Raw genomic sequence first — 19,631 nt, forward strand, 5'->3', positions numbered from 1 at the left:
TACCCGCCGAACGAGAACGGCTCGGACGTCACGTTCTTCAGCCTGCCCGTGTGCACGCTCAAGCACCACACGTACCTGTTCGTGTCGGTGGTCCGGCCCGGCACGAACATATAGGCGCTGTCTGCGCCGACCTGGCCGGGGACGGGCCACTTCAGCAGGCTGGGACGAGGCCCTCGGTGGACGCCGGGGACGGCGCGACGACCGCGAACGTGTCACTGGCGTAGTCGAACCGGCCGTACTGCGGGTTCACCCAGATGTCCAGCGACTTCGCCGCGGTGCACTGGTCCTTGGCGAGCAGCGCGCTCACCGCGTTGCTCTGCGCGGTCGTGGTCGGCAAGCTTGCCGCCGTTGCCCTTCTCGGCGATCGCCAGCTCCTGGGCTTGGTACCGGCCGAGGTCTGGCAGCATCTGCGGCGTGACGCCGACGTTGACCAGCACCGCCTCGGCGCTGCTGAGGCCCTCCGCCGAAGCGGCCGAAGCGGCCTCCGCGTTGATGTCCGCGATGCCCGCCCGAACCTGCGCTTGCGTGACCGAGACGCCGGCCGCGGCGGCCATCTGATCCCCGATCTGGAACTTGATCAGCCACGTCAGCACCACCCTGGGCATCTCGGCAGAGGTCAGGGTGATCTTGCCTGCGTACGGTTTGGCGGCCGTCTTCAGGTTAGTCACCAGGGAGTCCAGCGAGGCCACGGTGATCTTCTGGTTGCCGACTGTCGCCGCGATGGCAGGCGAGGAACCCGGCAGCGCGAGTCCCGCCCAGGCGGCGACGGCAACGACGATCAGCGCCGCGACCGCCGCCGCGACCATGACCGTCCTGCGTCTGCGCGCGGGCCTGGCTGGCCTCGTGCCAGCGGCGCCAGGGGAGGTGCCCGCGGCCGTGATGCCTACCGTGCGGGTATCCGCGATCGTCTCCGCAGGAAGCGCGCCGCGGCGGACGGCCACCGGGACACGTGGCGCGGCCTCGGTCGGCGGGTGCTCATGGACGGCCGCCGCTGAGGGCGGGGCAGGTGACTGCACGGTACCGGTGAGCATGTGGAAGGCGACGCATGCCAGGGAGTACTGATCGCTTCGGGCGCTGACCGGGGGCCGGCCAGCGATCTGCTCGGGGGCACAGTAATCGGGGGTGCCCAGGAAGACGCCGCTGGCGGTGATGCCCGTGGCGGAAGAGATGGCCTTGCTCAGCCCGAAATCCGACAGGTACGCGTGCTCTGACCGTCCCGGAGCATCGTCGATGAGGACATTGCCTGGCTTGACGTCGCGGTGCACCAGGCCCGACGGCGTGCGCCGCGTCCAGGGCGGAGGCCACCTGTGTGATGAGCGCTGCCGCCCGGGCCGGATCCAGCGTCCCTCCCGCCCGCTTCAGCAGGCCGGCCAGGTCCCCGCCGGCCACGAACCGAGTGGCAAGGTACAGCACGCCATCCGCCTCGCCGGCGGCGTGCACCGGCACGATGTGCGGTTCTTCCACCGCTGCGACCGAACGGGACTCACGCAGGAAACGGATACGGAATTCCGCATCGTCCGCCAGCGCGGGCGCAAGCACCTTCAGCGCGGTCAGACGTCCGAGGGCCTCATCGCGGGCACGGAACACCATCGCCATCCCCCCCGGAGCCGAGCTTTTCCTCGATCACGTAGCCCGCGACCCGGCTGCCTGGCCCCAGCCACCGAAGCATCCCAGGCGTTGGCACGCCGGAATCGTCACTCATGCCCGCCCCTCCCGCCATAAGTGTTCCAGCCGAGCAAACATATGGCCACAGGACACCGTCTACAGTTTGCCCATGGCCGATGATGGACTCCGGGCCTCGCACGAGGACCGGGATCGCGTCGTCGAGGTGCTGCGGGTGGCCGCCGGCGACGGGCGGCTCACCGCCGACGAACTCGATCAGCGGATCGAGCTCGCCCTCGCGGCGCGCACGTACGGCGAGCTGGCGGCCCTGGTCGCGGACCTGCCCGCGGCACAGCCAGGAGTAGCCGCGGCGCCCAAGCCGAAGGACGTGCTGCGCATCGACCGGCATGGCGCCAACGCGCGGCGCGATGGCCGCTGGGTGGTACCCGAGCGCATCGAGATACGCGTGACCGGCGGGAACGTCATACTCGACTTCACCGAGGCCGTGATAACGCTGCCGTCATTGCAGATCAACGCGGTGGTCGCCGGCGGGAACCTGATCCTGATCACCAGGCCGGGGATCGTGGTGGACACCGACGAGGTGGCCGTCACGGGCGGCAGGGTGCTGGTGCGGGAGCCGCGGGACGCCCCGGTGCCCGCGCTGCTGCGGGTGGAGGTTACCGGCAGCCTCTTCGGCGGCAACATCCGGGTGCGGCCGCCGCGCCCGCCGCGCCGGACGTTCCTGCAGTGGCTGCGGCGCCAGCCGCGCAGGCCGGCGATCGCGGCCCGGTTATCCGCTGCCTTGCTTCAGGCTGAAACCCCAGTTCAGGACCCGGGCCGCGTCCTGCGCCGCCGCGCCGGGCCCGGTGTCAGGGCTGCCGAGGACGACTCCGAGCAGCGTCCGGCCGCCACGCACGGCCTCGAAGAGCAGGCAGTGCCCCGCGGCGTCCGTGAACCCGGTCTTGATCCCCACGGCGCCGTTGTAGGAACCGATCAGCTCGTTGTCGTTGCTCCACCAGTGGGCGTCGTGGCCGTCGCCTTTCTTCAGGACGTAGAACGGCTGGCCCACGATCGAGCGGAACACCGGGGACCGCATCGCTGCCTCGGCCAGGATCAGCAGGTCGGCCGGGGTCGAGTACGTGGAGAACTCCGTGGGGTACGGCAGCCCGTCCGGCGAGGCGAAGTGCGTGTGCGCCATCCCGAGCTCGCGGGCGGCCGCGTTCATCTTCGCGACGAACGCGGCCATCCCCGGGCCGTACGTGGTGGCCAGCGTGTAGGCGGCGTCCGCGCCCGACGCGAGCAGCAGCCCGTAAAGCAGCTGGTCCGCGGTGAGGGTCTCGCCGGGAAGCAGCCCGGCGCTGGTGGCGCCGTATTCGAACACGTAGTTGAGCACGCCCTTGGGGACCCGGATCCGCCTGTCGAGGTCGCCCGCCTGGATCACCAGGTACGCGGTCATCACCTTCGTGATGCTGGCGATCGGCCGTTCCACGTCCGCGGACTTCGCCCAGAGGAGCTGGCCCGTGGCGGCGTCCACGAGGATGCCCGCCTTCGCCTTGACTCCGCGCGGCGCGCCGGCGACGTCGATCGGCGGCGCGACGGGCGCCGGCGTGGGGGCTATCTTGTCCCGCGACTCGGCACCGGGCGGCACCCTGGCGGTGACCACGCCCGGGGAAGGCAGCGGCTGCGTCGCGCCATTGGCGTCAGGCAGCACCGCCGTCCCCGAGCAGCTCGCGACAGATCCCGCCACAAGCGCCGTCAGGCCCGCGATGAGCAACCGAGCGGACAGGCGCATGAGACTCCGTGGGGCTAGGGGGCGAGCGGGGGTGCCGGCCAGGCCAGACCCGATCGTACGTCGTCATATCCGATAACATCCGTACAATCGGCCAACCCGCCCTGGCCGCCGGTCCCGCACGCTGGGTAGCGTCCAGATGACGTCGCGTATATACCGCCCTGGCCCGGCCGTCACACCATCCGTCCCGTGCCTACTCAGGCGCGGGCAAGAACTCCGGCCAGGGCAGCACGGGCCGAGCGGATCACCTCGTCCACGTCATAGCCGGTGAGCACGCCGGAACGCTTCAGCAGCCGGCCGTCCGCGAGCACCGTGTCCACGTTCCCCGGGTGCGCGGCGGTCACGAGCAGCCGCGCCGGGTCGGTGAGCACGCCCATGTTGGGCGCGTCGGCCGACACCACGATGACGTCCGCGCGCTTGCCCGGCGTCAGGGAGCCGGTCACCCCGTCAAGCCCAAGCGTCCGCGCGCCGTCGATCGTCGCGAGCCGCAGCACGTCCCGCGCGGTCAGCGCGAACTCGTCGTGGGCCAGCGCGTTCGCGCAGCCCTGAGTCACCTTCATGATCGCGAACATGTCCGCGTTCCCTGACAGCATCGTCGTGTCGACAGACAGCCCCGTGGGCAGGCCCGCCGCGAGCAGCTGCCCGGTGACCGGAAGGCCGTAGCCGATCTGGAGTTCGGTGAACGGCGACACGCTCGCCGGCGTGCCGTGCTCCGCGGCGAGCGACACCTCACGGGGCGAGGCGCTGTTCAGGTGGACCACCTGCAGGTCAGGCCCGAGCAGCCCGGCGGCGGCGTAGGCCTCGATCTGCCCGGCGGCGGCGCGCGGCCCGCAGGCATGGACGGTGACGGGCAGCCCGAGGCCCCGTGCCGCCTCGATCTCCGCCAGGTAGATTTCCCGGGCCACGCGCATCGCCGGGTTGCTCCCGCCGGACCCCCGCCAGGCCATGCCGAGATGGAGGCGGCCGTCGGCGCTGTAGGCCGGCCATCCCGAGGCGACGCGGGTCAGGTCGTCCACGGCCATGGACCGGTCGTTCGGATGGCCTGTCTCGTACCCGTAGGAAAAACGGGCCCGCAGCCCCGACTCGGCGAGCGCCCGGAGCCCGGCCTCCGCCCAGTCGAGCCCGCGGATGTTGTGCGCCCAGTCATGCACCGTGGTGATTCCCGCGTTGACCGCCTCCGCGCAGGCCAGCCGGGTCCCGGCGTAGGTGTCCGCGGGGATGAAGTGCCTGCCGAGCCCCACGCAGGTGGCGAAGTATCCCGCGGCGCCGTTTGCGCCCGGCCGGCCGTCTGAAAGCCCGCGCAGCAGCGTGTTCCACATGTGCCAGTGCGTATCGACCAGCCCAGGGGCGACGATCTTGCCGGCCGCGTCGATCACCTCCGCGCCCGGCGTGTCCAGGCCGACACCGACCGAGCGGATCTCGCCGTCCCTGATGTGCACGTCCCCGCCGGGGATGTCGCCGGCGGAGCCCATCGTCAGCACGTAACCGCCGCGGATCACGACATTGCGGGACTTCGCGGACGCGCTCGTTGTCATGATCGCAGAGCTTAGTTGTACGGGCTGACATGCGTAGCCCGCTCCAATTGGGCGGCACGGGCCGCCGCGGACCGCCTGGCGTCCCGAAAGACGACCCAGCGCATCATCGCGTACAGGTAGACGGCTTCGCAGAGCGCGGCGATGACCCGGGCGAGCTCGTAGTAGACGCCGACCGCGGCCAGCGCGTCGGTCAGACCGAGCACGAACACCAGGTAGTTGCTCGCGCTCACGGCCGCGAACACCGGAAGCTGGCGACCCAGCGCGCCGTGCGACCGGAAGTTGAGCACGCGGTTGAGCACGTAGCTCACCGCGGACGCCGATCCGTACGACAGCGTGACCGCGACAGGCAGCGGCCACTTCAGCCCGCCGTGGAAGACCGCGAGCAGCGTCAGGTCCAGGCAGAACGTGCACAGGTTGATCAGCAGGTAGCCGAGCAGGCTCGGCGCGACCACGCGGGACAGCCCGAACGGGAGCCTGCGGGTTACCGCCGCCATCGCCGCGGCGAACCGCGCTCCACGGGGCATGCATCCATTCTGCCTCGCCGCGCCCGGCCCTTCCGTGGCCCGGGTTGCGAATGTGAAACCAGTCACATGCCGGTGACAGCTGGACGGCGCGGCAGCCCCGGCCTCAAGGCTCGCAGAGTATGATCTCTTGCAGTCTGCGGTGGTCCGGCTATCCGAGGCACCTGTTTGGCGAAAATCTTCCCGCGCCAGGAGGACATCTATGGCCGTATCGGTAGACCCGCCGCGGCGCGAGAGCGCTGACGAGCGGTCTGCCCCCGCGGACCTGCCCGCCTCCCCTGACGACGAATTTCCCGCGGGTTCACCCCGGCGCGCCACCATGACCGCCCCGCACCCGCTCGCCCCCGCCGCCGCGCCAGAGACCGCGCCCAGGCTGGCTGAGCCGCCGATCCCCGGCGGGCGCGTCGAGGCGATGATGGGCGTGCTCATCCGGGTGCTCGCGCACAGCCCGCTGGCCCGGCCGTTGCCCGCGGTGACGCTGAGCGCGGTGGGCATCGGCGGGGTGGCCTTCGTCGGCCTGTGCGCCACCGCGCCGAATCCGAGCGTGGCCACGCCCCCGGTGCTGCTGCCGCTGACGTCGGTGGCCAGGGACATCGGGGCGCCGCACCTGCCGGACGTCGCCGCGGACCTCGTCATGTACGTCTCGATCGCCTTGTGCTGCCTGGGCCTTGCGATGATGCTGTGGGCCAACAGCCGGGGCTGGTCGCCCAGCCCGCGCAAGGTGTTCTGGGCGGCGGCGGCCGCGGTAGCGGTCGTCGTGAACATCACCCCGGTCGGCTCCTCCGATGTCGCCAGCTACGCCGCCTACGGCCGTATCGCCGCGCTCGGCTACAACCCGTACACGTTCTTGCCGAGCATGCTGCCCGGCGGCGAGCACAACCCGTACACGATGGTGGTCAGCCGGCAGTGGCAGCAGACGCCGTCGGTGTACGGGCCGGTGGCGACATGGCTGCACCTGGCGGCCGCGCTCGTCGGCGGCGCCAGGCCGTGGGCCACGATCTGGATGCTGATGATCATGATCGGCGCGGCGTTCCTGGCCGCGGGCTACGTGCTGCTGCGGACCGCGGCCAACCCGGTGCGCGCCGTGCTGCTGTGGGTGGCGAACCCGCTGCTCATCGTGGAGCTCGTGATGGGCGGGCACCTGGACGCCATCGTCGCGCTGTTCGCGATCGTGGCGATCGTGCTGTCGCGGCGGATCACGACGATCTGGCATGAGCTGCTGGTGGGCCTGGTCGTCGGCGTCGCGGGCGGCATCAAGGTGAACGCCCTCTTCGTCGCGCTCGGCATCGCGATCCCGCTGGTGCACGACAGGGCATGGGCCCGGCTCGCGCGCATCGGCGTCGTGGCCGGGCTCACCACGCTCGGCCTCTACGTCTTCAGCTACGGACTCGTCGCGCTCCGGCCGCTCGTCAGCGCGTCGAAGATGGTCGTCTCCCCCACGATCTGGCGGGCGGTGCAGGAGATCGCCGTGCATACGGGCGGTACGGGCGCGGAGAACATGGCGACGACAGTGATCGGGTTCGCCTGGCCGCCGCTGATGTTCGCCCTGGCCTGGTACCTGTACAACAGGCTCTCTCCTGACGTGCCCACCGTCGTGGCCGCCACCTGCGCCCTGACGTTCGCCTGGATCGTGGTCGCGCCCTGGTCGCTGCCCTGGTACTCCGCGGTCGCCTGGGTGACGCTCGCGCTGCTGCCGCGCAATTCGCTGACCCGCTGGCTGACCCTTGCCACGGCGGCGCTGTCGTTGCTTCACTTTAACGGTGGCAGCAGCGTCACCCAGCCGTCCCCGTGATGTCGTCGCTCCTGGACGGGTAGCGGTCGTCACCGGCGCGGCGAGCGGGATCGGGCTCGGGCTCTGCGAGCGGTTCGCCAGCGAGGGCATGCACGTCGTCGCGGCCGACGTGGAGGAGCCCGCGCTGTCCAAGGCCGCGGCTGCGCTGGCCGACTCCGGCACCTCGGTACTGCCGGTAGTCACCGACGTGGCGGACCGCGGGGCGGTCGAGGCGCTGCGGGACGCGGCGGTGTCGGCGTTCGGCGCGGTGCACGTGGTGTGCAACAACGCAGGCGTGGGCGGGCCGCACGGACCGCTGTGGGAGTGCCCGCCCGGCGAGTGGGACTGGGTGCTCGGGGTCAACCTGGGCGGCGTTATCAACGGCGTGCGCGCGTTCATGCCGCTGCTGCTCGAGCAGGACGCGGCGCACATGGTGAACACGGCGTCGATATTCGGCGTGTTCGCGGGGGCCCTCGGCCCGTACGGGGTGTCCAAGCACGCGGTCGTGGCGCTGACCGAGACGCTGCACTTCAACCTGCAGTCCCTCGGTGTCGCCCACGTCGGCGTGTCGGTGCTCTGCCCGGGCGCGGTGCGCACGAACTTCGGCACCTCGGCGCGGAACCGGCCGTCGTGGGCCGGACCGCCCGTCGTGTCGGGTCCCGCGGAGCAGGAAAGCGCCGAGCGGTTCAACCGGCTCGCGGTCCAGGGAGCGTCCCCTGCTGAGGTGGCCGCGATCGTGGTCGACGGAATCCGGGCACGCCGGTTTTACATCCTGACGTCGCAGAACCGCGACTTCGCCGTGACCCGCCGTGGCGAGGAGATTGTCGCGGGCGGGCCGCCAGCTCCGCCGTTCCCTTAGCTCCCCTGGCGGTCCACGCGGGCAGCGGCGCACCGTTCACGGTGCCAGCCGTGCTCCGTGCTATCCCCTGGCGGACGCGATCAGGCCCGATCGGGCCTCGGCCCGCGTGGCGCCGACCCTGGCGCGCCATGCCGTGACGAGCGCCGCGCAGAGTATGCCCAGTCCGATCAGCGCGTAGAGGTTTCCCGCCACGAGCTGCCAGCCGTGCCAGCCGTACTCGCGGTTCCCGCCGGCCGGGACGGTCCAGATCAGTCCCTTCACCGCCCCCGGGTCGCCGGGCTGTCCGACCGGATATCCCAGAAACAGCAGGACCAGGACCGCGAGGCCGACCCAGGCGAGCCACGAGCGATGCCGCCATGCCAGGTCAGCGACCGCCACGAGCACCGGGACGATCCAGACCCAATGGTGGTCCCAGGACACCGGCGACACGAGCAGGCCCGTGACCGCGCAGACGCTGACCGCCGCAAGCTCGCGGCCGCGGCGGTGCACCAGCGCGGCGGCCAGCAGCCCGCACGCCGCCACAATCGGCGCGACGGCCAGCCAGTACGGCAGCGCCGGCCCGCCACCCCCGGCGAGCCGCGCGATCATCCCGAACAAGGACTGATTGGACGCGTAGATCACCGGCCCGGGCCGGCTGGGATCAAGGAACAGCCCGCCCAGCCAGTACTGGCGTGACGGGCCGGGCAGCACGGCGAACCCCGCGGCGACGGTCAGCGCGAACGCCGCCGTCGCGACACCCGCCGCGCGGAACCGGCGCGTGAGCAGCAGGTAGGCGATGAAGATCCCGGGGGTGAGCTTGAGCCCGGTCGCCAGTCCGACTCCGGCGCCCCGCCACCATCGGTCGCCGGGCGCCAGCAGGTCGGCGAGTACGACGGCCGTGAGGACGAGGTTGACCTGGCCGAGGTCGATCGTCTGCTGAACCGGGTCGATGCACAGCGCGATGTCGGTCACGGCGAGCGCGAGCGCCGCGCGGGACCAGGTGCCGCGGACGCCGACGCCCCCCCAGGCGAGCCACGCCGAAGCCACCAGCGCCAGCACCGAGCCCGTGATCACGATCCGCTTGACGGCCAGCAACGGCAGTGCCGACAGGGGCTCGAAGATCGCCGCGGCCAGGGGAGGGTAGGTGAACGAGAGCATGCCGCGGTACTGCGCGGTATACAGCGGGCCCGAGCGCCGCGCGAGCAGTCCGCCCCACCGGTACACCTGCAGGTCTATCATGACCCAGTGGCCCGCCTGGCTCAGGTACACGACGGTGAGAACGAGCACGGGGACCGCCAGGGCCAGCGTGCCCGCGATAAGACCCCACCGATCCCAGCGGATGGTCCCGCCCGCTGCCAACCGCCCGTCCGCCATGCTGGCTATCCCTCAGTGCCGGCCTTCCTGCCTGACATCACCCTAGCGGGCAGAGCACGATCGCGGTCGTTAACAAGGGACGGCCGGCGGCACGATTCTCCGCCGGCGCCGGCCGTCTAGACTGGGCGGCTATGAGCACGCCTCCGGTCGCGAAGCAGGTCCCGTTCGAGCGCGTCCACCACGGCGACACGGTCATCGACAACTACGCGTGGCTCGCCGACCCCAAGGACCCGGAGACGATCGGCTACCTCGAGGCAGAGAACGCCTACACGTCGGCGATGACCGCGGGCCTTGAGGATCTGCGGACGGCGATCTTCGGCGAGATCAAGGCCCGCACCCAGGAGACCGACCTGTCGGTGCCGGTCCGCAAGGGGGTCTGGTGGCGGTACGCGCGCACCGTCGAGGGCCAGCAGTACGCGATCCACTGCCGCCGCCGGGTCCTTGACGGCGAGACCGCTCCCCCGCTGCCCGAGGACGGCAAGCCGCTGGACGGCGAGGAGGTCCTGCTCGACGGCAACGAGCTGGCGGCAGGCGCCGGGTTCTTCTCGCTCGGGGTGCTCTCGGTCAGCCCTGACCAGGCCCTGCTCGCCTACTCCACCGACTTCTCCGGCGACGAGCGGTTCACGCTGCGGGTCAAGGACCTGGCCTCGGGCCGGACGCTGCCCGACGAGATCCCGGACACCTTCTACGGCTGCGCCTGGTCGCTGGACGGTACCGCCTTGTTCTACGTCACGGTCGACGAGGCCTGGCGGCCCTACCGGGTGTGGCGGCACCTGGTCGGCACCCCGGCGTCCGCTGACGTGCTGGTGTTCGAGGAGGCCGACGAGCGGTTCTGGGTGGGAGTAGGGCTGTCCCGCAGCGAGCGGTACCTCTATATCCGCACGGCGAGCGTGCTGACCAGCGAGTGGTGGCTGCTCGACGCCGCCACGCCGACCGGCGACTTCGCCGTGGTGGCGCCGCGCCGCCAGGGCGTGGAATACGACGTCGAGCAGGCCGGCGACCGGCTGCTGATCCTGCACAACGACGGCGGCGCGGAGAACTTCGAGCTCGCCACCGCCCCGCTGCCGGACGCCCCGGGTGCGGGGATCCCGGCGCCCTGGACGCCGCTGATCCCGCACCGGGCCGACACCCGGCTGCTCGGGGTGGACGCGTTCGCGGACTACACGGTCGTCTACTTCCGCCGCGACGGGCTGACCGGGCTGCGCGTCCTGCCCGCCGGCGGCGCGGGGTACGACATCGCCTTCCCCGAGCCGATCTACACCGTCTCGCCCGGCGCGAACCCCGAGTTCGCCCAGGCCACGTTCCGGCTCGGCTACAACTCGATGGTGACCCCGGGCACCGTGTACGACTGCGACCTGGCGACCGGCTCGCTGACCATGCTCAAGCAGCAGCCGGTGCTGCCCGCCCCGGACGGCGGACCGTTCGCGAGCGCCGACTACGAGCAGCACCGGGAGTGGGCCGTCGCCCCGGACGGCAGCCGGGTCCCGATATCTCTTGTCTGTCGCACGGGCACCCCCCGCGACGGATCCGCGCCGTGCCTGCTGTACGGCTACGGCAGCTACGAGCACTCGATCGACCCGAGGTTCTCGATCAGCCAGCTCTCCCTGCTCGACCGCGGGTTCGTCTACGCGATCGCCCACGTCCGCGGCGGCGGCGAGCTGGGCAGGTCCTGGTACACGCACGGCAAGCTGCTTGCGAAGAAGAACACGTTCACCGACTTCGTGGCGTGCGCGCGGCACATGGTGTCGGCCGGCTGGACGTCGGCGGACCGGCTGGTCGCCCGCGGCGGCTCGGCCGGCGGGCTGCTGATGGGCGCGGTGGCGAACCTCGCCCCGTCGGCGTTCGCCGGGATCGTGGCCGAGGTCCCGTTCGTGGACACCCTGAACACGATCCTCGACCCGTCGCTGCCGATGACCGTGACCGAGTGGGAGGAGTGGGGCGACCCGCTGCACGACCCGGCGGTGTACGCGTACATGAAGTCGTACGCCCCCTACGAGAACGTGACCGCCGATTCCTACCCGGCCATCTTCGCGATCACCAGCCTGCACGACACGCGGGTCAGCTACCACGAGCCCGCCAAGTGGACCGCCCGGCTGCGCGCCGCCGCCCGCGGCGGCCCGTTCCTGCTCAAGACCGAGATGGAGGCAGGCCACGGGGGTCGCAGCGGCCGCTACGACGCCTGGCGCGAAGAGGCCCTCGTCCTCGCCTGGATCGCCGAGACCGCGACCGCCAGGCCCGCCGCCGACTAGCGGCGCCTCCCGCGCCCGCGCCCGCCCCGTGTCATGCCGCCGCCTGCGCGCCGCGCCAGCGATCTCAGATAGTGAGACGGAGTCGGCGACTTAGGACCCGGGCGGCAGATTTTTTGTCCGGATTATGGCGTTTTGTCCCTGCGGCTCGGGTCCTATGTTGCGCGCGCGGTCCTGCTCGCGCCCACCCGGGGAAGCGAAGGGCTGATATGCGGCAGTTTCCGACAATTCCAGCCAGTGACGGGCGGAGTCGGGGTGGACAGGGGCGGGCACTCGCGCATCGGGCAGGCGCTGCTAGTCGCGGCCGTGGTGCTGGCCGCCGTGGGCGGCGCCGCGGCGGGACTCGGGGCACCCGTCTGGCTGGCCGGGGCGGCCGGGGCGATTACCGCGCTGGTCGCCGCCGTGATCGTCGGTCGTGTCTTCAATGCGCGCGACTCCCGCCGCGCCGCGCTGCAAGCCCGGGGGCGGGTGCTCGATGACCTGATCGCCCTCGTTCCTGATGATCGGGAGAAAGCAGTCGCCGCGAACCGGGCCGACCCGCTCGCGCTGCTGCGGGCGGACCGGTCGCCGATGCCCTTCCGGGGACGGGGAGCAGAACTGCGCCGGCTCGCCGAGTGGCGGGATGACGACACGGCGGCGAGTCCGGTCTGCCTGCTGAGCGGGCCCGGGGGGGTTGGCAGGTCGCGGCTTGCGCTGCAGTTCGCCTCGCGAGCGCCCGAGGGCTGGGCGGCCGGATGGCTGCGTCCGGGAACGGGCAGCATCGTGGTCGATGCGGTGAGACGGCATGCGGGGAGCCTGCGGTGATCCTGGTGGACGACGCCGACGGACGGGCCGACCTGGTTCCATTGCTGGACTCGCTCGCCGAACGTAATGAGAAGCAGGCCATCCGCGCCGCCCTCGACCACCTGTCGGGCGGGCGGGTCGCGGGCGTCGCTCGTGGCGCGGATCGAGGAACGGCACGCCTAGGCTGCCTCCCACGCCCTCGCGCTAGAACTGGAGCCGGAGGGCGGTCCGGACGATAGGGCGCGCTGGTTCGGTGAGGCCGTGCGCGCGTTCGCGATGGCGCTCGGCAAGCCGGCGCCAGTGCTGCCCGCGTTGTTTCAGCAGGGTCATGCCGAATCGACGCAGCCGTTCGTGATGATCCAGGCGCGGGCCCTGCTCGCCGTCCTCGGGACCGAGGGTGATCCGCGGCGGCTGTCGTTCGGAGGCGCTGGACGCGCGGATCGAGGCGGTTGGCGTCTACCGGGAGATGGCCGCGCGGGATCCCGGGCTTTACGAGGCCACGTACCGGGAGAAGCTTGGCGCGCTGCGGCGCGAGTACGAGCGGCGGGGGATGCGGTATGAGGCGGTCACCCACGGCCTTGGCGATCCCGCCCTGGACGAGGAAGGGGACCGTGGTGAGACGGCCCCCTTCGTTCGGGATGAGTGATTTTTAGATTTTTATGAGCTGAGCCTCGTTGCGGGCCTTGGTGTAGCGGTTTTCCGGGATCGGGATGCCGAGGTTGCCGCGCAGGGTGGTCGACTCGTACTCCGTGCGGACCACGCCGCGGTCCTGCAGGATCGGGACGACCCCGGCCAGGAAGCGACGCCACTGGCTGGGGTGGCCGATGTGGACGTTGAGGCCGTCGAGGGCGCGGGCGTCGAACCATTTCTGGATCTCGGTCGCCACCGTCTCCGGGGAGCCCGCGAACGGCGTCGGCCTGGGGCTGGAGATGAACTCCACGGTCTGCCGGAGCGTCCAGTCGTTGTCCTTGGCCAGCTTGGCGATCTTCTCCGCGCCGGTGCGGAAGCCGCGCTCGGCGTACACAAGCGCCTCCTGCGGGAAGGGGGCGTCCAGGTCGTACTGGCGGAAGTCGTGCCAGGCGAACGGGCGGCCGAGTTCGGCCAGGGCGCGGCTGAAGTCCTTGTCCCCGCGCTGGAGCTCGAGTTCGATCTCCCTGGCCTCGTCATCGGTGTCGCCGACGAACACCGCCGCGCCCGGCATGACCACGATGTGGTCGGGGTCGCGGCCCTTGGCGGCGGCGCGGCCCTTGATGTCGTTGTAGAACGCCTGGCCCTGCTCGAGCGACGGTGCGTGGGTGAAGATGCCCTCGCCGATCGTGGCGCCCAGGTCCCGGCCCTGTTCTGAGTCGCCGGCCTGGAAGATCACCGGCTGGCCCTGCGGGGAGCGGGAGATGTTGAGCGGGCCCGCGACCTGGAAGTGCTCGCCCCTGTGGTTGAGCGGGTGCTGCTTGCTCGGGTCGAGGAAGGTCCGCGTGGCGCGGTCGCGGGGGAAGGCGTCCTCCTCGTAGGAGTCCCACAGGCCCTGGGCCACCCGGACGAATTCGAGGCCCCGGCCGTAGCGGGTGTCGTAGTCGTAGTGCTCCTCGCGGGAGAAGTTCGTCGCCGCGCCCGCGTCGCCGCTGGTGACGACGTTCCAGCCCGACCGGCCGCCGGAGATGAGCTCCAGGGAGGCGAGACGGCGGGCGATGTTGAACGGGTCGTTGTAGGAGGTCGTCATCGTGGCGACGAGGCCGAGGTGGGTGGTGCTGACCGCCAGCGCCGACAGCAGCGTGAGCGGCTCGAGCCTGTTGAGGTAGTGCGGCGGGGAGTCGGCGGTGATGAACTGGCTGTCGACGATGAAGATGAGGTCGAACTTGGCGGCTTCGGCCAGCCGGGCCTGCTCGATGTACCAGCTGATGTTCACGCTGGCGTCGACCGGGATGTCCTCGTCGAGCCACAGGTAGGGCTGGCCCGGGCCGCCGACGCCCATCGTGACCGCGCCGAGCCTGAGCTGCCGCTTGTTGCTGTTATCACTCATGCCGACACCGCCTCGCGGGCCGCGGCCTTCTCCGCGTCGCGCTTGGCGACCTCCTCGCGGACCAGCGGGAGCAGGTGGCGGCCGTAGTCGATGGCGTCGTCGTAGGGGTCGTAACCGCGGATGAGCAGCGTGGTCACGCCGATGCCGACGTAGTCGAGCAGCGCCTGCGCCACGGTCTCCGGGGTGCCGACCAGGGCGGTGGAGTTGCCCGCGGCGCCGGTGGCCTGCGCGAGGGGGGTCCACAGCGCGCGGTCGTGCAGCTCGCCCTTCGCGACCGCGGCCAGCAGCCGCTGCGAGCCGGTGTTCTGCGGGTTGTCGCCGCCAAGACCCCAGGACTTGGCACCCCACTGAGCGCGGAAGGCCGCGATGTTCTCCTTGGTGACCTCAAGGATGCGGTGGGCGCGCTCCCAGGCCAGCTCCTCCGTCGGGCCGAGGATGGGGCGGAAGCTCACGCTGATGCCCGGGGTGTCCTGGCGGCCCGCGTCCCTGGCCGCCTCGTTGACCGAGTCGATTTGCTGCCTGGTCTCCGCCAGGGGCTCGCCCCACAGGGCGTAGGTGTCGGCGTGCTTGCCGCCGACCCGGTAGGCGGCCTGCGACGACCCGCCGAAGTACAGCTTGATCCTCGGCTGCTGCGCCGACTTGACGCCGGCGGAGTGGTCCTCGACCTGGTAGTACTTGCCCTGGTAGTCGAAGGGGGTTGGGCTGGTCCAGGCCAGCTTGACGATGTCCAGGTACTCGTCGGTGCGGGCGTAGCGGTCGTCCTTGGACAGGAAGTCGCCGTCGCGGCGCTGTTCGGCGTCGTGGCCGCCGGTGATGATGTGCACCGCGATCCGGCCGCCGGCGAACTGGTCGAGGGTGGCGAACTGGCGGGCGGCGAGCGTCGGGGCGACGAATCCCGGGCGGTGGGCGACAAGGAAGCCGAGCCGCTCGCTGTGCGCGGCGGCGTAGGCCGCCACCTGGGTGCCCTCGGGCTGCGACGACGCGTAGCCGATCAGCACCCGGTCGAATCCTGCGTCCTCGTGGGCGCGGACAAACCGCCTGGTGTAGTTCTTGTCGATGACCGGGCCGCGAGTGAGCCTGGTCTCCGACTGGTCCTTGGTGCTGATCATGCCGATGAACTCGACGGGCATGTACTTCTATCCTTTCCTAGCTGCTGACGTCCTGGAGCGGGCCAGTTCGGCCCATTCCTCGTGCCGGTGGCAGGCGGCGCTCCAGTCGGGCGCCACCGGCACGAGCGCGGGTTGCTCGGCGCACGAGTCGATGGCGAACGGGCAGCGCGCGGCGAACACGCACGCGCTTGAGGCTGACGGCGGGGGCGGGTCGGCGGCGGTGCGGCGCAGCTGCTGGATCGACAGCGGCCGGTCGTGCTTGACGCTCGGCGCCGATGCCATGAGCAGCGCCGTGTACGGATGGCGCGGCGCGCTGAACACCTGGCTGACCGGGCCGTCCTCGAGGATCCGGCCGCGGTAGAGCACGACGACGCGGTCGGCGATGCCGGCCAGCGACGACAGGTCGTGCGAGATGATGACGATGGGCAGGTCGAGGGTGTCGCGCAACTCGCTGAGCAGGCGCAGGATGTAGTTCCTGTTGCTCGCGTCGAGCGCGCTCACCGGCTCGTCGCACAGCAGCAGGCTCGGGTCGGACGCCAGCGCCCTGGCGATCGAGACCCGCTGCCGCTGGCCGCCGGAGATCTGCCCGGGCTGGCGGTGCAGCACCGTACTGTCGAGGCCGACCTTGACCAGGGCGCCCTCGACGCGGGAGCGGATCTCCTGGCTGCCGATGCCGCCGCGGATCGCCAGGCCCTCGCCGACGATCTGCGCCACGGTCAGGTCGGGGTCGAGTGAGCGCAGCGGATCCTGGAAGATGAGCTGGACGTGTCCGCTGCGGCGCTCTCGCCTGCGGGCGCCGCCGCGCAGCCGGGAGACCTCGGTGCCGTCGAAGACGATCCTTCCGTTTCGCGGCCTGATCAGGCCGACCACGGCCCTGGCCAGGGTCGTCTTGCCAGAACCGGTCTCGCCGACCAGGCCGACGATCTCGCCCGGCCAGATGTTCAGGTTGACGTCGGACAGCACGTGGTTCGCCTGCCAGCCGCGGCCAAGGACCACGTCGAGTTCCTCGACCGCGAGCAGCGGCCGGGCGTCCGTCGCCTGCGCCGTCACCGGGCGGCCATTTCCGCGGCGGCGGCTTGCCCGGCGGCGGCTTGCCCGGCGCTTTGCCCGGCGGCGGTGATGAGGGCGAGCCCGGGATCGGTGGCGCGGATGCAGCGCGCGTGGTGCCCGGGTGCCAGCGTGCTCAGGTCCACCGGGCCGGCCAGGCACTTCGGGATGGCCGCCGGGCAGCGCTCGGCGAACCGGCAGCCGGTGGTCTCCTCGCCGACTCGCGGCGGCTGGCCGGGGATCACCTCGAGCTGTCTGCGCCGGAAGTCACCGACCGAGGCGACCCGCAGCAGCGCCTGCGTGTAGGGGTGCCTGGGCCGTTCGATGATCTGCTCGACCGGCCCTGTCTCGACCACCTCCCCGGCGTAGAACACGACGACGCGGTCGCAGAGCTCCCTGATCACGGCGAGGTCGTGCGATACGAACAGCACGGCGAGGCCGCGCTGATCGCGCAGCTCCCGCAGCAGCTCGATGACCTCCGCCTGGATGGTGACGTCGAGAGCGGTGGTGGCCTCGTCGGCGATGAGCAGCCGCGGGTCGCAGGAGATCGCGATGGCGATCATGACGCGCTGCAGCATGCCGCCGGACAGTTCGGTGGGGATCTGGTGGAAGACGTGCACCGGGTTGTGCAGGCCGACAGCGGTGAACAGCTCGATCGCCTTGCGGTGCGCCTGCTGGCGCCCCAGCTTCTGCTTCACCCGCAGCACCTCGGCGAGCTGGCCGCCGACGGTCAGGTTCGGGTTCAGGTACGAGGCGGGATCCTGGAACACCGCGCCCATCCCTGTGCCGTGCAGGCGCTCCCATTCCCGGCGCGACAGGTCGGTCACGTCCTGGTGTCCGAACTCGATCCGGCCGTGCCTGATTTCGCAGCCTGGCGGGAGCACCCCGAGAGCCGCCCGGCAGGTCAGCGTCTTGCCGCTGCCGGACTCCCCCACCAGGCCGACGATCTCGCCTGTCCGCACGCTCAGCGTGACGCCGCGGACGGCGGTGGCGGCCCCGTCGTGGACGGTGACGTGCAGGTCCTCGACGCCAAGTACCTCGTCAGGCGGCGGGTTGCCGGTCATCGGCGGCCTCCAGAGCCAGGGTCGAATGGGTCTTAACGACCAGGTCGGCCACCACCAGGGTGCCCGGCCCGGTGCGGTCGCGGAACGCGTCGGCCAGCGCGTTGAGCGCGCCGACGGTGATGGCGATCAGCAAGCCGGGGATGAACGGCGCCCACGGCGACAGGTTCAGGTAGTCCAGGTCCGACGACAGTATGCCGCCCCAGGTCGGGGCCGGCGGCTGGACGCCGATGCCGAGGAAGGTGAGGAACGACACCGCGAGCAGCGCGCCCGCGGTCGCCTGCGCTGTCAGCACCGCCAGGTTCGGCAGCACCTTGCGTGCCACGTGCACGCGGATGACGTGCAGCTTCGAGGCGCCGAGCAGCTCGGCGGCCTCCACGTACTGGGCGCGCGCGTATTCCAGCGCCGCCGCCCGGGTGACCCGGAAGAAGATCGGGGACAACAGGATGCCAACCGGGAACATGGCCTGGACGAGACCGTTGCCGAGTGCCGCCGTGACGGCCACGGCGAAGAAGATCGACGGCAGCGTCATCAGCGCGTCCGCGACCCGGTTGGCGGCGAAGTCGAACCACTTGCCGAGGAAGACCGTGGCGATGCCCAGCGGCCCGCCGAGCACGAACCCGATGGCGACCGCCTCGAAGGCGGTGAACACCGACAGCCGGGTGCCGGCCATGAGCCGGCTGAGCACGTCGCGGCCGAGGTAGTCCGTGCCGAGCAGGTGGTGCAGGCTCGGTCCCTGGAACAGGTCGTTGGCGTTGATCGTCAGCGGATTCTGCGGGGCCAGCGCGGATCCGAAGATCGCCAGGAAGATCACGACGGCCAGGACGCCGACGGCGATCCTGGCGGACGGCAGCCGCAGTATCGATCCGGGTCGGGTCGGGTGGCGTCTGTGCCGCCTGCCGCGCCGGCTCATGCGGCGACCCCGTCACCGGACCGGTAGAGCACATTGAGCACCGTGTTCACCAGCAGGTTGACCACGATCACGAACGTGCTGACCACCAGGAGCACGCCCTGCACCACCGGGATGTCCCTGGTCTGCGCGCTCTCCAGGAGCAGCTGGCCGAGTCCCGGCAGCGAGAAGACCGCCTCGGCCGCCACCGCCCCGGCGAGCATGAGCGGGAAGTCGTTGCCGAGGATGGTGAGCGCCGGGCCGGACGCGTTGCGCAGCGCGTGCCGCACGAGGATGCGGCGGTAGGGCAGGCCGCGGACCCGCGCGCCGACGATGTAATTCTGCTCGAGCACCCCGACCAGCGAGGTGCGCAGCTGCCGGGCGATGTCGGCTGCGACCTGCAGGCTCAGCGCCAGGGCTGGCAGGATGATGTGCTGGAGCCATGGCAAGATCCCGCCGGTCGGCCCCACGTAACCGTTGGCGGGCAGCAGGTGCCACGCCACCGCGAACGCGACCACGAGGATGATCCCGACGACGAAGGCGGGCAGCGTGGACACCGCCGAGCAGACCAGGGTGACTCCGCGGTCGAACCAGCCGCCGCGCCGGATCGCGGCCACCGTCCCGGCCGTGCCGCCGATCAAGATCGCCAGGATGACCGCGAGGACGGCGATCGACAGGTCGACCGGCAGCCGCTGGGCGATGCTCTGCGACACCGGTATCCCGGTGAACCACGAGGTCCCCAGGTGGCCCCGCGCCGCCTGGGTCAGCCAGTCCCAGTACTGGACGAGCAGCGGCTTGTCCAGGCCGAGCGCTTCGTCCATCTTCGCGACCGCGGCCGGGGTCGCGGCGTCCTGGCCGAGGATCGTGGCCGCGGGGTTGCTGTCGGACAGCGCGCCGAGGCTGTAGGTGATGAACGAGCTGAGCACCAGGATCGGGATGAGGATCGCGAGCCCGCGGCCGACATTGGACGCTACGCTCCGGACCCGGCGCCGCCGGGGCGCGATGACACGATCGCGCCCGGCGGCGCTCCTCAGTTCTGCGACTGCCAT

The 19,631-nt window shown here is 71.2% G+C and carries 17 protein-coding genes and 2 pseudogenes; 6 read left to right on the forward strand and 13 right to left on the reverse strand.

Features of this window, described 5'->3' with window-relative positions:
- Positions 1-212: 212 nt before the first annotated feature.
- Both Q1N79_RS09125 and Q1N79_RS30620 read right to left on the reverse strand, forming a co-directional pair.
- A complete protein-coding gene (locus Q1N79_RS09125) occupies positions 213-1,265 on the reverse strand; it encodes a SurA N-terminal domain-containing protein (RefSeq protein WP_300606773.1) in 1,053 nt (350 codons plus the stop codon).
- A 22-nt stretch (positions 1,266-1,287) separates the two neighbouring features.
- Positions 1,288-1,596: pseudogene (locus Q1N79_RS30620) on the reverse strand (protein kinase); the annotation flags it as partial.
- Positions 1,597-1,774: 178 nt separating this feature from the next.
- Between Q1N79_RS30620 and Q1N79_RS30625 the strand changes: the two are divergent.
- Positions 1,775-1,888, forward strand: a pseudogene (locus tag Q1N79_RS30625) (DUF1707 domain-containing protein); the annotation flags it as partial.
- Here Q1N79_RS30625 and Q1N79_RS09130 read toward each other — a convergent pair.
- The 4 genes from Q1N79_RS09130 to Q1N79_RS09145 all read right to left on the reverse strand — a co-directional run bounded on the left by Q1N79_RS09130 (position 1,879) and on the right by Q1N79_RS09145 (position 5,450).
- Complete coding sequence (locus Q1N79_RS09130) at positions 1,879-2,214, reverse strand: hypothetical protein (protein WP_300606776.1); 336 nt, start codon at positions 2,212-2,214, stop codon at positions 1,879-1,881. The pseudogene Q1N79_RS30625 and the gene Q1N79_RS09130 sit on opposite strands and share 10 nt — an antisense overlap.
- A gap of 178 nt (positions 2,215-2,392) precedes the next feature.
- The gene (locus Q1N79_RS09135; RefSeq protein WP_300606778.1) at positions 2,393-3,394 is read right to left on the reverse strand and encodes a D-alanyl-D-alanine carboxypeptidase; all 1,002 of its coding nucleotides are present in this window, start codon (positions 3,392-3,394) and stop codon (positions 2,393-2,395) included.
- A gap of 194 nt (positions 3,395-3,588) precedes the next feature.
- Positions 3,589-4,926 (reverse strand): amidohydrolase family protein, encoded by a 1,338-nt coding sequence (locus Q1N79_RS09140; protein WP_300606780.1) that lies wholly within the window; start codon positions 4,924-4,926, stop codon positions 3,589-3,591.
- An 11-nt stretch (positions 4,927-4,937) separates the two neighbouring features.
- The gene (locus tag Q1N79_RS09145; protein WP_300606783.1) at positions 4,938-5,450 is read right to left on the reverse strand and encodes a GtrA family protein; all 513 of its coding nucleotides are present in this window, start codon (positions 5,448-5,450) and stop codon (positions 4,938-4,940) included.
- Positions 5,451-5,649: 199 nt separating this feature from the next.
- On the opposite strand from Q1N79_RS09145, the gene Q1N79_RS09150 reads away from it, so the two are divergent.
- Positions 5,650-7,239 carry a hypothetical protein gene (locus Q1N79_RS09150; RefSeq protein WP_300606786.1) on the forward strand — a complete coding sequence of 530 codons (1,590 nt, stop codon included), beginning with the start codon at positions 5,650-5,652 and terminating at the stop codon, positions 7,237-7,239.
- Entirely contained in the window at positions 7,208-8,077 is an 870-nt protein-coding gene (locus Q1N79_RS09155) for an SDR family NAD(P)-dependent oxidoreductase (RefSeq protein WP_300606789.1), read from the forward strand. Before Q1N79_RS09150 ends, Q1N79_RS09155 begins: the two co-directional genes overlap by 32 nt.
- 60 nt (positions 8,078-8,137) lie before the next feature.
- On the opposite strand, the gene Q1N79_RS09160 is transcribed toward Q1N79_RS09155, so the two are convergent.
- Positions 8,138-9,430 (reverse strand): glycosyltransferase 87 family protein, encoded by a 1,293-nt coding sequence (locus Q1N79_RS09160; protein ID WP_300606792.1) that lies wholly within the window; start codon positions 9,428-9,430, stop codon positions 8,138-8,140.
- Positions 9,431-9,561: 131 nt separating this feature from the next.
- Between Q1N79_RS09160 and Q1N79_RS09165 the strand changes: the two genes are divergently transcribed.
- From Q1N79_RS09165 to Q1N79_RS09175, 3 genes are all read left to right on the forward strand, one after another.
- Positions 9,562-11,679 carry a S9 family peptidase gene (locus Q1N79_RS09165; RefSeq protein ID WP_300606794.1) on the forward strand — a complete coding sequence of 706 codons (2,118 nt, stop codon included), beginning with the start codon at positions 9,562-9,564 and terminating at the stop codon, positions 11,677-11,679.
- 234 nt (positions 11,680-11,913) lie between these two features.
- Positions 11,914-12,480, forward strand: a complete 567-nt coding sequence (locus Q1N79_RS09170) for a hypothetical protein (RefSeq protein ID WP_300606797.1) — start codon at positions 11,914-11,916, stop codon at positions 12,478-12,480.
- A gap of 376 nt (positions 12,481-12,856) precedes the next feature.
- Positions 12,857-13,105, forward strand: coding sequence for a hypothetical protein (locus Q1N79_RS09175; RefSeq protein WP_300606799.1), 249 nt, complete (start codon positions 12,857-12,859; stop codon positions 13,103-13,105).
- 3 nt (positions 13,106-13,108) lie between these two features.
- Here the strand turns inward: Q1N79_RS09175 and Q1N79_RS09180 are convergent, their stop codons facing one another.
- From Q1N79_RS09180 to Q1N79_RS09205, 6 genes are read right to left on the reverse strand one after another with little or no spacing between them, the layout of a single operon-like run.
- Positions 13,109-14,476: an LLM class flavin-dependent oxidoreductase gene (locus tag Q1N79_RS09180; protein ID WP_300606802.1), complete on the reverse strand. Its 1,368-nt coding sequence runs from the start codon at positions 14,474-14,476 to the stop codon at positions 13,109-13,111.
- Positions 14,473-15,606 carry an LLM class flavin-dependent oxidoreductase gene (locus Q1N79_RS09185; protein WP_300606804.1) on the reverse strand — a complete coding sequence of 378 codons (1,134 nt, stop codon included), beginning with the start codon at positions 15,604-15,606 and terminating at the stop codon, positions 14,473-14,475. Before Q1N79_RS09185 ends, Q1N79_RS09180 begins: the two co-directional genes overlap by 4 nt.
- 6 nt (positions 15,607-15,612) lie before the next feature.
- Positions 15,613-16,635 carry an ABC transporter ATP-binding protein gene (locus Q1N79_RS09190; protein ID WP_300606807.1) on the reverse strand — a complete coding sequence of 341 codons (1,023 nt, stop codon included), beginning with the start codon at positions 16,633-16,635 and terminating at the stop codon, positions 15,613-15,615.
- Positions 16,632-17,696, reverse strand: a complete 1,065-nt coding sequence (locus Q1N79_RS09195) for an ABC transporter ATP-binding protein (RefSeq protein ID WP_300606811.1) — start codon at positions 17,694-17,696, stop codon at positions 16,632-16,634. Before Q1N79_RS09195 ends, Q1N79_RS09190 begins: the two co-directional genes overlap by 4 nt.
- Complete coding sequence (locus Q1N79_RS09200; RefSeq protein WP_300606814.1) at positions 17,674-18,606, reverse strand: ABC transporter permease; 933 nt, start codon at positions 18,604-18,606, stop codon at positions 17,674-17,676. The genes Q1N79_RS09195 and Q1N79_RS09200 overlap by 23 nt, the downstream gene beginning before the upstream one ends.
- Entirely contained in the window at positions 18,603-19,631 is a 1,029-nt protein-coding gene (locus tag Q1N79_RS09205) for an ABC transporter permease (protein WP_300606818.1), read from the reverse strand. The genes Q1N79_RS09200 and Q1N79_RS09205 overlap by 4 nt, the downstream gene beginning before the upstream one ends.

Origin of the sequence: Trebonia sp. (assembly GCF_030042015.1) — a bacterium.
Classification (GTDB): domain Bacteria; phylum Actinomycetota; class Actinomycetes; order Streptosporangiales; family Streptosporangiaceae; genus Trebonia.